We start from the raw sequence: 14,966 nt of genomic DNA, 5'->3' as shown, positions 1-14,966 counted from the left end.
GATGCATCGGCGTGGTGACCGAAGGTCCTGTGTCCAACTCGGCCCCTCATGGGTCACTATGGCCGGAGGGTCACCGACGTCCGTCATGGAGGCACCATGAAGCTCGGCAAGGCACTGGCCACCGGAGTCGCCGAGGAGTGGCCGCTCGTCCACGAAGAGCGGACCCCGCTGCCCGAGGAGACCGTGGCCCCCGTCGAACCGGCCGAGCCGGCCCGCGAAGAGGTCCCGGCCGCCCGATGAGACTGCGGCTCCCGGCGGAACGCCCGACGGAGCCGCCGACCGGATACAAGATCGCCCACCCGGTGCTGTCCCAGGACGGCACCCGGGCCGGGTTCACCGGTGTGTCGCTCGGCGGCGCGCTGCCGTACACCGTGCTCGACGACGCCTCCTGCGTCTACGGGCGCCGGCACCGCCCGCCGGCCCGGCTGTGCGACTGCGGCTTCCACTGCGTCCACGACCGCAGTGCCGCCGAGGCCATGCTGTGCACCGCCGAGCACCGGACCGCCCTGCTGCTGGAGGTCTCCGTGCTCGGCGCCTACATCCGCTTCGAGCGCGGCTTCCGCTACGCCCGGCAGCGGGTGCGCACGGCCACCGCCGGCCCGTGCGCCTGTGGCGCCACCGCCGTCGCGCTCGTCGACGCCGGCTGGGGCAGGCCCGGCTGGCGGGCCCTCGGCCCCGTCTGCGCGGGCTGTGTGCGCGGCCGTACGTCCGTCTCGCTCGTCGGCTTCGCCCGGCTGGCCGGGCAGGGGTTGCGGGTGGCGGCGCGGGGCGGAGGCAGCGGACTTCCCGTTGGCGAGTCCGGTGAGTCGCGGGCCGGGGCGGAGTTGGGGGTGCCCGAACTCGTCGCGGAGGCCGCGCTGTTGCAGGCGCGACTCGACTGGTTCCAGAGCCAACTCGCGCGGCTGGGTGAGCGCGGCACCGGGGGCGCCGAGCGGGGCTAACCGGCTTCGGGCCGGGTACCCGAACGTGTGGGTGCGTTGGTGCGGATGCCTGCGGCGGCCCGTGCGGGTGCGTGGTGGCCGGTGTCGCGCCTACGGTGGTCTGTGAGTCGGTGCCGCGCCGGGTGGTGTCCGTCCTCGGTCCGGCGGGCTGATCGTCGCGTGGTGCGGGAGGTCTTCGCCGGCCACCGCGGGCGTACACCACCCGCCACGTCCCCTCCCCGCCGTGTGCGGCCTCAGGAGGCATCACGCTCAGCGCTACAGCGATCAGGGAAAGGGCACACACCGATGAAGCACAGGGTTCCGCACGGATCGGGCGCCAAGGGTCCCGACGAGCTGCGGCAGCAGATCGAGCACACCAGGCATCAACTCGGCCACACCGTCGCCCAGTTGGTCGGCAAGGCCGATGTCAAAGGCCGGGCCCGGGTGCGGGCCGCCGACCTGAGGGACAAGGCCGGCGCCATGACCGTGCAACTGCGCGTGAGCGCCGCCCACGCCGGCCACGGCATGCAGGACAGGGCCGCCAAGGCCGGTCACGCCGTCCAGGGCCGGGCCGCCCAGGCGGGCCACGCGGTGCAAGGCAGGGCCGGGCAGGTGGGGCACGCGCTGCAGGGGCGCGCCGCGCAGGCCGGGCATGCGGCGCAGGGCCGGGCGAGTCGCGCCGGGCACGTCGTGCAGGAACGGGCCGGGCGCGCGGGCCACGCCATGGGCGACACCGTCCCGCAGCCCCTGCGTGGCGCGCTGCGCGCGGGCAGGCGTCATCCGGGGCCCGTCCTCGCCGCGGGGGTGCTGGGCGCGGCCGCGGTGACGGCGGCCATCGCCTGGCGCAGGCAGCGCCGCCGCCACTGACCGCCCCGGCCCACGGGGGGCTCGACGCCACCCTCCTGCCGAAAACTCAGTCCGTCTGGACAAACAAAATTTTCGGTGCGAGGGTGGTCGCATGCTGGACGTGACCGTGATCGAGGACCCCGAGGCGGCGGCCGTGTCGCTGGACCCCGTCCGGGCCCGGCTGCTCGCCGAGCTGGCCGCCGGACCCGCGTCGGCGGCGATGCTGGCCGGCAAGGTCGGACTGCCCCGCCAGAAGGTGAACTACCACCTCAAGGCGCTGGAGCGGCACGGCCTGGTCGAGCTGGCCGGAGAGCGCCGCAAGGGCAATGTCACCGAGCGGCTGATGCGCGCGACCGCGGCGTCGTACGTCATCTCGCCGGCCGCCCTGCCCGCCGTACAGCCGGACCCGGACCGCTTCCGTGACCAGCTCTCCGCGCGCTGGCTGCTCGCGCTCGGCGCCCGCCTGGTGCGGGACGTCGGTGCGCTGATCACCGGCGCGGCCAAGGCCAGGAAGCGGCTGGCGACCTATGCCCTGGACGGCCAGGTCCGGTTCGCCTCCGCCGCCGACCGCGCGGCCTTCGTGCAGGAGCTGACGGCGGGCGTGAGCGCCCTGATCCGCAAGTACGACGCCCCGGACGCCGAGGGTGGCAGGGATCACCGGATCGTCGTCGCCCTCCACCCCACGGTCAAGGAACAGCAGTCCGCCCCCGCACTGGACCAGTGAGAAAGAGCCCCGCCATGTCCCAGGAATTCGAGATCGTCCGCGAGTTCGAGGTCGACGTCCCGCCCGAGAAGGTGTGGGAGGCCGTCACCACCGGTACCGGTGGCTATCTGTGGCCCATGGACCCGCCCGAGCCCCGGGTCGGCGGCTCGGGGCCCTTCGGGTCCACCGTCACCGCCTGGGACCCGCCGCACCACTACACCAACCGCAGCGAGGACGTCGGTTTCCCGGTCCAGTCGCTCAACCAGCTCGACTACACCATCGAGCCCCGCGACGAGGGCCGCCGTGCCTGGGTGCGCTATGTGCACAGCGGCATCTTCACCGACGACTGGAACAACCAGTACGACGGCGCCAGCAAGCACACCAACTTCTATCTGCACACCTTGTGCGAGTACCTCACGCACTTCGCGCCCCGCCCGGTCACCTTCGCCCAGCTGAACGGGCCCGCGGCCTCGGGGACTTCGGAGGCGCTCGCCGCCGCCGGGCGTGCCCTCGGCCTGGCGGACGACGCCGCCGCGGGTGCGAAGGTCGCCGTCCAGGGTCCCGGCGGGCGGACCCTGGACGCCGTACTCGACTACCGCACCCCGTACTTCATCGGGCTGCGCACCGACGACGCGCTCATCCGCTTCTTCGGGCGCGGCCACTGGGGCGCTCCGCTCGGCATCAGCGTGCACGACTTCGCGCCGGACGCCGACGCCGAGGCGAGCGAGAACGGCTGGCAGGACTGGCTGAACGGAGTGTTCAGCCGGTCCTGAGAGCGGCTTCGCTCACGGGCGGAAGCGCAGCACCTGCGGGTCGTGGTCGCTGATCTGGTCGTTGAACTCGGCGTTGATGTGCACGCTGTCGTACTCGAAGTCGCAGCCGCGCCGGATCGCCGGGCTGATCAGGATCTGGTCCAGGACCTGCTCGTTGCCCTGGTAGTCGTAGGTGTACCGCTCGCTCTTCGGCAGCGACTTGATCGCCGACCACAGCTCGCCGTCGCCTTCGAGGATCTTCGCGGTCTCGGAGAACTCGAAGTCGTTCATGTCGCCGAGCGCGATGACGTTCGCGTTCTTCTGCACGGACAGGATGTCCTTGACGAACGCGTTCACCTCGGTCGCCTGGGCGTGGCGCTGGATCTCCGAGCTGCGCACGGGCGGCTGGTACTGCGAGGTCAGACTCTGGTCGCCGCCCTTGGAGTTGAGGTGGTTGGCGATCACGAAGACGGTCTTGCCGTGGAAGACGAACTCGCCGGCCAGCGGCTTGCGGCTGCTGTTCCAGGCCGCGTTCGTCGGGTCGATACGTCCCGGGGAGACCGTCAGTTGCGCCTTGCCGTCCACCTTGGTGACACCGACCGCGGTGGTGGAGTCGCCGCCCGCGCGGTCCACGAAGGACACCCGCTCCGGGATGAACAGGAACACCTGGCGGATGTTGCCGCCGGGCTCGCCGCCGTCCTGGTCGTTGACCGGGTTGATCGAGCGCCATTCGTACTTCGGGCCGCCCGCCGCGACGATCGCGTCGATCAGCTTGTTCACGGTCTCGCTCGCGTCGACCGTGCCGTCGTCCTTGGCGCCGTTGTTGTCCTGGATCTCTTCCAGGGACACGATGTCGGGCGACTGCAGGTTGTTCACGATCGCGGCGGCGTGCTGGTCGAAGGTGGCGTCCGACGGGTCGAGGTTCTCGACGTTGTAGGTCGCCACCGCCAGTTCGCGGCTCGACTGCTTCTGCGTGGTCTCCCGCTCCAGGCCGCCGCTCTGCAGCGTGCCGAGCTTGCTCGCGACCAGGGTGTAGCCGCCGTACTGGTTGAAGTCCAGCGGGCCGGTGGTGGCGCCCTCCAGGGTGTCGCCGACGTTCGCCTTCGGGAAGTCGGCGGTGGAGCCCAGCGACTGGATCTGCAGCCGGCCGGTGTTCTGCGAGTCGTAGGAGCCGTAGACCGTGCCGCCCCGGTGGCCGCGGTGCTCCCACGGCTTCACCGTGACCCACAGCTCACTGTAGGGGTCGGTGGCGGTGACCACGCGGGTGTCCTCGACCTGGACGTTCATGCCCTCCAGGGACTCGTAGTAGTCCAGGGCGTACGCCGACGGGTCCAGGGTCAGGCCGTTGATCGAGCCGGCGGCGGCGGTGTCGCCCTCGGGCGTGTACGCGTCCGGCACCGAGTCCTCGTCGATCACGACCGGCGCCGGGACCGCGTTGCCGGTGGAGACGGTGGTGATCGTCGGCTTGGTGATCTCCGTCAGGGACTGGTTGCCGGAGGAGGTGCCGCCGGGAACGTACTCGGAGACCGTGCCGGTCACCGTCACCGAGTCGCCGACCGCGACCTTCGGGGTGGAGCTGGTGAAGACGAAGACGCCCTCGCTGGTGGCCGGGTTGTCGTCCGGGCTCGGATCCTGGATCCAGAAACCTCTGGAGGAGCCGTATGCGCGCGTGGCCGTGACGACGCCCGGCACGTCCGTCACCTTCTGGCCCGCGAACGGCGATATTCGGGTGGTGCCCTGGATGTCGTGGATACGCACGGAGTCGGCGTGGGCGGGCGAGGTGAGGACGACGGCGGACGCCGCGCTGCAGACGGCGGCGACGGTGAGCGCGGCGAGGCGCGCGGAAGACCTGCTCGGCAAGGGATCCCTCCGGGGACGTGACGATGCGCCGGGACGAGGGTGGTACGGGAGCGTGTGGGGCTCGTAGCCCTCTGTGACACGCGCAGAGCCGAGTGAACAGTTGTCCCCCCAACTTCTACGCGCGTCAATCTCCTGCCTGGGGTGGGGAGTTGTCAAGGTTTCGGCCATGTACGACGGCTGACGGGGAGATGAACCGGGCGGCATGGGTGGAAATCCGTCTAGGCTGAGCGGCTGAGCCCTTTCACGGTCCGAGGAGAACCAGCCGATGTCAGACAGCGCCCCCCTGCCGCCCGTACGGCTGCACTCCGAAGCGGAGCTGGCACGCGCCGCGCTGTCCACTCCGCTGCTCTCCCGCGCCGCCCGCCTCGCCCGCTGGGCCGGGCCCGAGACCCGCGTGGACGCCGGTGGCGGACTGGCCGAGGAGCAGCTTCCGGCCGCCGCCGAACTGCTCGGACTGAGCGGCGACGACGCCGCCGCGTACGCCAGTGAGGCCTGGCGGGTCGCCGTGGACGCCGGACTGGTCGAGATCGTGGACGAGGAGGCCGGAACGGTCCGCGCCGGCGAGGAGCTGAAGCTGCTCACCGCCGGTGCTCCGGCCGATGTGCTCGCCGTGTGGCTCGCCGCGCTGGAGACCGTCATCGCCGACGCGAGCGTTCCGGATCTGGACGATCTGGTCGACGCCCTGGACGGGGGCGGCCGGATCGATTTCTCGTCACTCGACTGGGATCTCGAGGCCGAGGCGGAGTTCCTGGACGGCGTCCTCGGCAACCTGTATCTGCTGACGGTGAGTGAGGACGGCCCCAGCGACGGCCCGGTCCCGCTGCCCGCCCTGGCCGCCTCGGTGATCCTCCCCGACGGCATGGGCGAGCCCACCAACGACGTCCTGGAGCAGGTCTCCGACGCGATGATGCGGCTGGACGACCAGTTCCGGATGCTGGAGCCGGCCGGGGTCGTGGAGTACCGGCCGGTGGACGAGGCCCTCATGGCCGACGCCGACGAGGAGCCCGCCGCGCCGGTGGACGACACCGACGTCTCGCGGTACGGCATGGTCCGGCTCACCCCGCTCGGCGCGTACGGGCTGCGGGCGCGGCTGCTGGAGGCCGGGCTCCAGGCACCGGCCGTCGGTGACCTCGCCGACAAGGGCGCGGACGCGCTGCTCGACGGTACGGCCGCGTTCGGCCAGGCGGCGGCGCGCGCCGAGACCGAGCAGTGGCTCGCCCGGCGGGAACCGCTCACCGCGGCACGGGAGTTGCTGGCGGCGGCACGGGGTGCGGACGCGGGCGCGCCGCTGCGCAGGCTGCGCTGCCAGCAGGCCCTGTCCCTGATCGGCGCGGAGGCCGAGCCGGCGTTGCGGGAGGTGCTGGACGACCCGGAACTGGGCGGGCTCGCCCGGGTGTGGCTCAGCGAACGGGGTGCGGCGGGTGTGCCGGCGCCGTCGCAGGAGCTGGTGTTCTGGCTGACCATCGACACGGTGGCGGCGCAGCTGGCGGCCGAGGGCAACTCCGAGGAGCTCCAGGCGCTGGTGGAGGGGCTGGCCGAGCAGCACAGCGGGTTCTTCTCCGCGGCCTGGCGGGTGGAGCATCCGGCCACGGCCGAGGTGCTGGAGGCGATGGGGCGGCTGCATCCGGACAAGAAGGTGGCGAAGGAAGCGCGCAAGGCCGCGTTCAAGGCGCGGTCGCAGCACGGGGCTTGACATCTCCTTGGGCCGGTCATGGGGTGGCGCATACGGATTCTTGAACAAGGGCCTCTGAAGTAGTCCTTTGTTCAACTCCCGTTCAAGGTGTGGCGGGAGCGTGTGCGCCGAACCGAGGTCCGCCACCCTCCACGGCACTCCCACCGTCTCAGGAGACACACCATGTCGCTCACCCGCAGGGACTTCGCCAGAAAATCCGCGATCACCGGTGCCGGTGTCGCCCTGGCGGGCAGCGTCGGCGCGCTCGCCACGGCGCCGAACGCCCTCGCCGCGACGGACATCGACAGCGACGAGGCGGAGTCGGCGCACGGTGGCCACCACGGCGTCGGCTACGGCCCGCTGATCTCCGACCCGAACGGCATCCTGGCCCTGCCCGAGGGCTTCACGTACAAGATCATCACCTACAGCGGCAAGACCACGCTGGAGTCCGGCGAGTTCACCCCGTCCAACCACGACGGCACCGCCACCTTCGAGGGCCCCCGCGGCACCACCCTCCTCGTCAACAACCACGAGCTCGCCGGCGCTCGCGCCAACTGGCCGCACCCGGTCCCGCTGACCGAGGGCCTCGTCTACGACCCGGCGGCGGCCGGCGGCTGCACCGTCGTCGAGGTCCGCCACGGCGGCGAGGTCGCGGAGTGGGTCGGCATCGCCGGCACCGCAACCAACTGCGCGGGCGGCAGCACCCCGTGGGGCACCTGGCTGACCTGCGAGGAGACCGAGGACAAGGCCGGCAAGAACGGTTTCACCAAGGACCACGGCTACGTCTTCGAGGTCGACCCGGAGGACCGCCGGGCCAACCGCGACCCCAAGCCGATCAAGGCCCTCGGCCGCTACGCCCACGAGGCCGTCGTCGTCGACCCCAAGCGCGGCCACCTCTACCTGACCGAGGACGCGGCCGGCCCCAACGGCCTGCTCTACCGCTGGACCCCGCCGGAGGGCTTCCGCCACGGCCGCGGCAAGCTGCGCACCCTCGCCGACGACGCCGGTGTGCTGCAGGCCTTCAAGTGCTTCGACTCCGGCGGCAAGTTCGTGGACGACCTGTCCCGCGCCACGAAGATCGGCACGGTCTACGGCGTCGACTGGGTCGACGTCCCCGACCGCGACGCCAAGACGGTCTCGGTCCGTAAGCAGTTCACCGACGGCCAGGTCACCCGCGCCCGCAAGCTGGAGGGCATGTGGTGGGGCGACGGCGGCGCCTACATCGTCTCCTCCTTCGCCCGTGCGGAGAGCCCGGTCCAGCACGACGGCCAGGTCTGGTTCTACGACCCGCGACGCCGGACCCTCACCCTGAAGGTGCTGCTCGGTGTGAACCCGGAACCGGCCAAGGACGGCGCCTTCGACGGCCCCGACAACATCACCGTCTCCCCGTACGGCGGCCTCGTCATCGCCGAGGACGGCGAGGGCGTCCAGCACCTGTTCGGCGCCACCGAGAGCGGCCGTACCTACCCGATCGCCCGCAACGAGCTCAACATCGGCACCGAAGCGGAGCCGGAGTACAGCGAGTTCACCGGCGTCACCTTCTCACCCGACGGCCGGATCCTGTTCGCCAACATCCAGACGCCCGGCATCATGCTCGCCATCACCGGGCCGTGGAAGCGGCAGCAGCGGTAACGCCGGAAGCGGAGATTAATTGGCTCGCACCTCCAGAGCTGCGCCTCCTACAGTGAGATCACAACGTCACGCACCTCCCGGTGCGATGGCAGCGGCTACTTCCCTCTCCAGGAATGAAACAACAGCCGCAGCCGACTTGATCTCGGGAGGCGCAGCTCATGGCGGGTGTCCGGTGCGCAGGCCGCGGATACTTCATGGGATCAGAAGGTTGCGGGTTCGACTCCCGTCGTCGACCACGGGTCGATGTAGCTCAATGGATAGAGCATCTGACTAAGGACCGTCGCCGACTCTCGACCTCGGACACCCTCCACTTGCTGCGCCTCCCTCCGAAATGGCAAGGAATTCGGGGGAATTCACCATGGCGCGATTCAACACGCGTGTCGCGAAGGCGCAGCCGATCTCGCCCGTCACCACGACCGGCCGGACCCTGTCGACGTACGAGGGCGGCCGGGGGCACGAGCGGGACGCACGCTCCGAGCTCTTTCTGCTCGCCGTCTCCAACTTCGTCACGCGGAGCACCTTCTACGAGTCCGGCACCGACCGCGACGACCGGTTCGCCCGGCTCGTGCGCGAGCTCGCCGTCGGCGACCCCGACTGGACGGCCGGCCTGCTCGGCTGGCTGCGCGGGGACGGGCACCTGCGGACGGCCTCGCTCGTCGGCGCCGCCGAGTACGTGCACGCACGTCTGACGGCCGGTGCGACCGACGGCCCGTCGAACCGGCAGGTCGTGGACTCCGTACTCCAGCGCCCGGACGAGCCCGGCGAGTTGCTCGCGTACTGGACGTCCGTCCACGGCCGTGCCGTGCCCAAGCCCGTCAAGCGCGGAGTCGCCGACGCCGTACGACGGCTGTACCACGCCAAGTCGCTGCTGAAGTACGACACCGCGTCCAAGGGCTACCGCTTCGGCGACATCCTCAACCTGGTGCACGCGGCACCGGACCCGGACAAGCCGTGGCAGGGCGAGCTGTTCCAGTACGCGCTCGACCGCCGGCACCACCCGGACACCGCCGTGCCGCCCGCGTCCCTGCCGGTGCTCACCGCACACCGCGAACTGATGGCCTTGCCGGTGCGGGACCGGCGGGCGGTCGTCACCTCGCCCGGTGGCACCGAACGGCTCGCGGCGGCGGGGATCACCTGGGAGGCGCTGGCCGGCTGGCTCCAGGGCCCCATGGACAAGGCGGCCTGGGAGGCCGTGATCCCGTCGATGGGTGCGATGGCGCTCGTGCGCAATCTGCGCAACTTCGACGAGGCCGGGGTGTCCGACGAGGTCGCGGTCCGGGTGGCGGCGAAGATCAGCGACCCGGAGCAGGTGGCGCGCTCGCGGCAGTTCCCCTTCCGCTACCTCGCCGCCTACCGGCACGCGCCGTCGCTGCGCTGGTCCTACCCGCTGGAGCAGGCGCTCGGCCACTCGCTGGCCAACGTGCCCGCGCTGCCGGGCCGGACGCTGGTCCTGGTCGACCGGTCGGGCTCGATGTTCTGGGCGCAGTCCCGGGACCGCTCGGAGCTCACCCGGGCCGACGCGGCGGCGATCTTCGGCACCGCGCTCGCCCTGCGGGCGGCCGACGCCGACCTCGTCCAGTTCGGTACGGCCAGTGACAAGGTGAGGTTCCGCAAGGGCGAGTCGGTGCTGAAGATCCTGGAGCGCTTCGGCAGCCTGGGCGGCACCGACACCACCGACGCGGTGCGCCGGCACTACCGGAAGCACGACCGGGTGCTGATCGTCACCGACGAGCAGTACGCCCCGAACCGGCACGGCGACCCCACCGCCCAGATCCCGGCCCATGTGCCCGTCTACACCTGGAACCTGGAGGGATACCGGGCGGGCCACGGACCGTCGGGCACGGGGAACCGCCACACCTTCGGCGGCCTCTCGGACGCGGCCTTCCGGATGGTCTCCCTCCTTGAGACGGCCGACGACAGCCGCTGGCCGTGGCAGGCCTGATCCGCATCCGGCCCTGAGCGTGGCCCGCACTTCTACGGGGGGTGCGGGCCACATCTGTGCCTGGGGGATTGTCGGGCAGCAGGCTGACATCTAACATTTTAGTCATGCAGGCCCTACGACCCGTTCCCCGCACCCTGCTGCGGGACCGTGCCTACGCCGCGATCCGGGACGCCATCGTGGCCGGGGAGATCGAGCCCGGCGCGGTGGTGCGCGACGCCGACCTCGCCGAGCGGCTCGGGCTGTCCCGGGCGCCGGTGCGCGAGGCCTTCTCCCGGCTGGTGGACGAGGGGCTGTTGGAGAGCAAGCCGCAGAGCTACACCCGGGTCACCCCGCTCGTCGCCGCCGACGTACGGGACGCGGCGGCCGTGGTCGGCGCCATGCACGAGCTGGTCACCCGGGTCGCCGTCCCCCGGCTGCGGCCGGCGGACGTGGCGGAGATGCGCACGGCCAACGAACGGTTCGCCGCCGCCGCGCGCGCCGGCGACGTGGACGAGGCCCTGCGCGGCGACGACGATCTGCACGACGTGCTGGTCCGGGCGGCCGGCAACCGCGCGGCCGCCGCCACCGTCGCCCGCTACACCCCGCTCATCCGCCGCCTGGAGCGACAGCGCTTCGGCGAGGGCGGATCGTGCCGCTCGGCCGGACTGCACGAGCGGCTGATCGAGGCCTGCGCCGGCGGTGACGTGGACGGCGCGGTCCGCGTCACGGAGCAGATCTGGCGCACGCTCACCGACCTGGCCGACCCCGACTGATCCCTTCTCCGTCCCTGGAGGCCCCGTGTCCCAGCCCGCGTCCCTGGCGTCGTACCAGCGTTACCCCCTCCTCTTCGGTCCCTCCCCGGTGCATCCGCTCCCACGCTTGACCGCGCACCTCGGTGGCGCCTCGCTGTGGGCCAAGCGGGAGGACTGCAACTCCGGGATCGCCTATGGCGGGAACAAGACCCGCAAGCTGGAGTACCTGGTCGCCGACGCGCTCGCCCAGGGCTGCGACACGCTGGTGTCGATCGGCGGGGTGCAGTCCAACCACACCCGCCAGGTCGCGGCCGTCGCCGCCCGCGTTGGACTCAAGTGCGTGCTGGTGCGGGAGAGTTGGGTCGAGTGGCCGGACTCCGTGTACGACAAGGTGGGCAACATCCTGATCAGCCGGCTGGCCGGGGCCGAGGTGCGGCTGGTGCGGGCCGGGTTCGGCATCGGGTTCAAGGAGAGCTGGGAGCAGGCGCTCAGGGACGTCGAGGCGACGGGCGGCAAGCCGTACGCCATTCCGGCCGGCGCCTCCGACCACCCGCTCGGCGGCCTCGGCTTCGCCCACTGGGCCTACGAAGTCGCCCAGCAGGAGGAGGAGTTGGACGTCTTCTTCGACACGGTGATCGTGTGCTCGGTGACCGGGTCCACGCAGGCGGGCATGGTCGCCGGGTTCCGGGCGCTCGAGGAGGCGGGCGGACGGCGGCGCCGGTTGATCGGCATCGACGCGTCGGCCAAACCCGCCGCCACCCGTGGGCAGATCGCCCGCATCGCCCACGCCACGGGTCAACTGATTGGACTGAAGGGGGAGTTGACCGAGACGGACATCGTGCTGGACGAGCGGTACCACGCGGGGACGTACGGCATCCCCGACGAGAACACCCTGGAGTCCATGCGGCTGGCCGCGCGGACCGAGGGCATGGTCACCGACCCCGTGTACGAGGGGAAGTCGATGGCCGGGCTCATCGATCTCGTCGGGCGCGGCGAGATCGGCGCGGACTCCACCGTGCTCTACGCCCACCTCGGGGGCCAGCCGGCGCTCAACGCCTACAGCGCCCTGTTCTAGTTCTGTCCCAGCCCTGTTCGGGCCGAGCTCGCGTCGACGCCCCGCTTGGGGGGCGGGGCCATGATGGAAGGGTGCCCCGCCCCGCGAAGCCCGGCCCGCCCGAGGCCCACCGACCGCCCGAGGCCCACCGACCGGCTGAGGTGCCCGGTCCGCCCGAGGTCCCCCTCCCGGCGGCGGCCCCCGGCCGCCTGGAGTCGGCCCCCACGCCCCGGACCGCCGTGGCATGGCTGCCCCCGGCCGGGCTGTGGCCCGCCATCCAGGGCATCCGCGCCGAGCACGACCCGCAGATCCGGCGCTGGCCGCCCCATGTGAACCTGATCTTCGGCTTCGTGCCGGAGGAGGACTTCCCGGCGGCGCTCCCGCTGCTGGCCGCCGCGGCCACGGAGTGCGAGCCCTTCGACATCCGGCTCGGCGGGGTCCGCTCCTTCCGCCACCGGTCCTACTCCACCGTGTGGCTCGACCCCGCGGCGGCCGGCGCCGCGCCCTGGACGGAGCTCCGGCGCGTGCTGGCGGAGCCCTTCCCGTCCTGCACGGACCGCTTCCCCCGCTTCACCCCGCACCTCTCGCTCGGGCGCACCCGTGTCCCGCGTGTCCTCGCGGCCGAATGCGCCGCCCGGCTCGGGGTGCTGCACGCGCGCGTGGACGAGATCGCCGTGCTGTCCCGCCGTGGTGACGGCCCCATGCGGACGCGCGCCACGGTCGGCCTGGGCACCGGTGCCGTACGCCGCCACACCGGACCGGACCCGGCGAGCGGCGGATACGAGCCACCCGAGCGGCGCTGACCGGGCGAACCGGGTCTCGCTAGGCTGTGGAGACGATCCCCGGTGTGCGAGGAGTTGCTGGATGCCGCAGGTCAGACCCATGCGCGCGGACGCTCGGCGCAACTACGAGCGGTTGCTGAAGGTGGCGGCACAGGCCTTCGCCGAGCATGGGGAGAACGCGTCGCTGGACGACATCGCCAAGCGGGCGGGCGTCGGCTCCGGCACGCTCTACCGGCACTTCCCGACCCGGCAGGCGCTGCTGGAGGCCGCGTACGTGGACCGGATGGAGGCGCTGGGGGCGCGGGCCGACGAACTGGCGAAGGAACTGCCGCCGGGTGAGGCGCTGATGGAGTGGCTCAACGAGCTGTGCGTGGCCACAATTCAGGTGCGCGGGATGAAGGCCCTGCTGGGATCGGCGGTCACGGACGGCAGCTCGGCCGCGTCGACGGCGTGCGCCACGACGGTGCAGAGGGCGGCGGGCCGGTTGGTGGAGGCGGCTCAGAAGGAGCGTGCCCTGCGGGCCGACCTGCGGCCGATCGAGCTGCTGCGGCTGGCCCACGGGGTGGCGACGGCTTCGGAACTGGGGGGCGGGCAGGGGCGGGAGATCCGGCGGTACCTGGCACTGCTGATGGAGGGGCTGGCGCCCCGAAGGGGCGCGGGGCCGCATTGAATATGCGGCTACCGCCGCGCGGGCGCGGCCGGCCACGATGGACCCGCGCCCGGCAACGGTCCGCACCCCGACGGCGATCTCCGGCCGCACAGCTCCCCGCCCCCGACGAGCTACAGGGCCTGCGCCCCCGGCTTCACCATGTTTCTCACCGTCCGGGCCTTCACGAAGTCTCCCATCGCCGTCATGTCCCACTCGCCCGAGAACTGGCGGATGAGCTTGGCCATCATCACGCCCGTCTGGGGCTCGGCGTGGGTGAGGTCGAAGCGGACGAGTTCCTCGCCGGTGGTGGCGTCCAGCAGACGGCAGTAGGCCTTGGCGACCTCGGTGAACTTCTGCCCGGAGAAGGAGTTGACCGTGAAGACCAGGCCGGTGACCTCCTGGGAGAGCCGGCCGAGGTCGACCGTGATCACCTCGTCGTCGCCCGCGCCCTCACCGGTGAGGTTGTCGCCGGAGTGTCTGATCGCGCCGTTCAGGATCGTCAGCTTGCCGAAGTAGCAGCTGTCGATGTGGTTGCGCTGCGGGCCGTAGGCGATGACGGAGGCGTCCAGGTCGATGTCCGCGCCGCGGAACGCAGGCTCCCAGCCGAGCCCCATCTTGACCTGGGAGAGCAGCGGGCGGCCGCCCTTGATCAGGGAAACGGTCTGGTTCTTCTGGAGGCTGACCCGGCCCTTGTCGAGGTTGATCTTCCCCGCGCCCGGTGCCGGGGAGGGCGGGGCCGGGGGAGCGGACACCGGCGGGGTGACCGGTGGCTGCATGGTGGGCGGCGGCGGAGCGACGGGCTGCTGCGGCGGGGCCGCGGGGGCGGCGGCCGGCTGCGGGGGTGCCGCGGGCGTGGCCGCCGGCTCCTCCACCGTCACCCCGAAGTCCGTCGCGATGCCGGCCAGCCCGTTGGCGTATCCCTGGCCGACCGCGCGGGCCTTCCAGACGCCGCCCCGGCGGTAGATCTCCACCACGACCAGCGCCGTCTCCGCGCCGAGCTGCGGTGGTGTGAACGTGGCCAGCACCGTGCCGCCGACCGCGTCGCGGATCGTGGCCGTCGGCTCGATGCCCTGGAAGGTCTGGCCGGCCGCGTCCGGGCTGGCCGTGACCACGATCTTCTCGATGTCCGGCGGGACGGCGGCGGTGTCGACCGTGATCGCGTCCGGCGCCGCACCGCCGCCGGAGGTGTACGTCACGCCCGGCCCCGCCGGCTGGTTGTAGAAGATGAAGTCGTCGTCCGAGCGCACCTTGCCGTCGGCCGTGAGCAGCAGGCCCGACACGTCGAGCCGCACGGGAGCGGCGACGTCCACCGTCACGCGCGCGGCGGGGAGAGGGATGTTCGAGCCAGGGGTCATAGCTGTCATGCCGGGTGAACGAACGACACCGCTTTACCGTTCCCTTACCCGACCCCCGATCGGCTCAG

The 14,966-nt window shown here is 72.0% G+C and carries 14 protein-coding genes; 12 read left to right on the top strand and 2 right to left on the bottom strand.

What is annotated here, in order from left to right:
• Positions 1-96 precede the first annotated feature (96 nt).
• From AB0M27_RS16460 to AB0M27_RS16440, 5 genes are all read left to right on the top strand, one after another.
• Positions 97-240 carry a hypothetical protein gene (locus tag AB0M27_RS16460; protein WP_365722196.1) on the top strand — a complete coding sequence of 48 codons (144 nt, stop codon included), beginning with the start codon at positions 97-99 and terminating at the stop codon, positions 238-240.
• Positions 237-941, top strand: a complete 705-nt coding sequence (locus AB0M27_RS16455) for a hypothetical protein (RefSeq protein WP_365722194.1) — start codon at positions 237-239, stop codon at positions 939-941. The genes AB0M27_RS16460 and AB0M27_RS16455 overlap by 4 nt, the downstream gene beginning before the upstream one ends.
• Before the next feature lie 285 nt (positions 942-1,226).
• Positions 1,227-1,787, top strand: a complete 561-nt coding sequence (locus AB0M27_RS16450) for a DUF3618 domain-containing protein (protein WP_365722192.1) — start codon at positions 1,227-1,229, stop codon at positions 1,785-1,787.
• A 91-nt stretch (positions 1,788-1,878) separates the two neighbouring features.
• On the top strand, positions 1,879-2,490 hold the full coding sequence (locus AB0M27_RS16445) for a helix-turn-helix domain-containing protein (protein ID WP_365722190.1): 612 nt from the start codon (positions 1,879-1,881) through the stop codon (positions 2,488-2,490).
• A 14-nt stretch (positions 2,491-2,504) separates the two neighbouring features.
• Complete coding sequence (locus AB0M27_RS16440; RefSeq protein ID WP_365722188.1) at positions 2,505-3,242, top strand: SRPBCC domain-containing protein; 738 nt, start codon at positions 2,505-2,507, stop codon at positions 3,240-3,242.
• Between the two features lie 12 nt (positions 3,243-3,254).
• Here the strand turns inward: AB0M27_RS16440 and AB0M27_RS16435 are convergent, their stop codons facing one another.
• The gene (locus tag AB0M27_RS16435; protein ID WP_365722186.1) at positions 3,255-5,081 is read right to left on the bottom strand and encodes an endonuclease/exonuclease/phosphatase family protein; all 1,827 of its coding nucleotides are present in this window, start codon (positions 5,079-5,081) and stop codon (positions 3,255-3,257) included.
• Positions 5,082-5,346: 265 nt separating this feature from the next.
• Between AB0M27_RS16435 and AB0M27_RS16430 the strand changes: the two genes are divergently transcribed.
• The 7 genes from AB0M27_RS16430 to AB0M27_RS16400 all read left to right on the top strand — a co-directional run bounded on the left by AB0M27_RS16430 (position 5,347) and on the right by AB0M27_RS16400 (position 13,564).
• Entirely contained in the window at positions 5,347-6,774 is a 1,428-nt protein-coding gene (locus AB0M27_RS16430) for a hypothetical protein (RefSeq protein WP_365722184.1), read from the top strand.
• Between the two features lie 162 nt (positions 6,775-6,936).
• Positions 6,937-8,385: an alkaline phosphatase PhoX gene (locus AB0M27_RS16425; RefSeq protein WP_365722182.1), complete on the top strand. Its 1,449-nt coding sequence runs from the start codon at positions 6,937-6,939 to the stop codon at positions 8,383-8,385.
• 358 nt (positions 8,386-8,743) lie between these two features.
• On the top strand, positions 8,744-10,327 hold the full coding sequence (locus AB0M27_RS16420; RefSeq protein ID WP_365722180.1) for a TROVE domain-containing protein: 1,584 nt from the start codon (positions 8,744-8,746) through the stop codon (positions 10,325-10,327).
• Between the two features lie 104 nt (positions 10,328-10,431).
• Positions 10,432-11,079: a GntR family transcriptional regulator gene (locus AB0M27_RS16415; RefSeq protein WP_365722178.1), complete on the top strand. Its 648-nt coding sequence runs from the start codon at positions 10,432-10,434 to the stop codon at positions 11,077-11,079.
• 25 nt (positions 11,080-11,104) lie between these two features.
• Entirely contained in the window at positions 11,105-12,133 is a 1,029-nt protein-coding gene (locus tag AB0M27_RS16410) for a 1-aminocyclopropane-1-carboxylate deaminase (protein WP_365722176.1), read from the top strand.
• 71 nt (positions 12,134-12,204) lie between these two features.
• Positions 12,205-12,915, top strand: a complete 711-nt coding sequence (locus AB0M27_RS16405; RefSeq protein ID WP_365722174.1) for a 2'-5' RNA ligase family protein — start codon at positions 12,205-12,207, stop codon at positions 12,913-12,915.
• Between the two features lie 61 nt (positions 12,916-12,976).
• On the top strand, positions 12,977-13,564 hold the full coding sequence (locus AB0M27_RS16400) for a helix-turn-helix domain-containing protein (RefSeq protein ID WP_365722172.1): 588 nt from the start codon (positions 12,977-12,979) through the stop codon (positions 13,562-13,564).
• 110 nt (positions 13,565-13,674) lie between these two features.
• Here the strand turns inward: AB0M27_RS16400 and AB0M27_RS16395 are convergent, their stop codons facing one another.
• A complete protein-coding gene (locus AB0M27_RS16395; protein ID WP_365722170.1) occupies positions 13,675-14,898 on the bottom strand; it encodes a TerD family protein in 1,224 nt (407 codons plus the stop codon).
• Positions 14,899-14,966: the final 68 nt, after the last annotated feature.

The sequence above is a fragment of the Streptomyces sp. NPDC052107 genome (genome assembly GCF_040680215.1).
Classification (GTDB): domain Bacteria; phylum Actinomycetota; class Actinomycetes; order Streptomycetales; family Streptomycetaceae; genus Streptomyces.
This window is presented reverse-complemented; position numbering and strand designations above follow the sequence as displayed.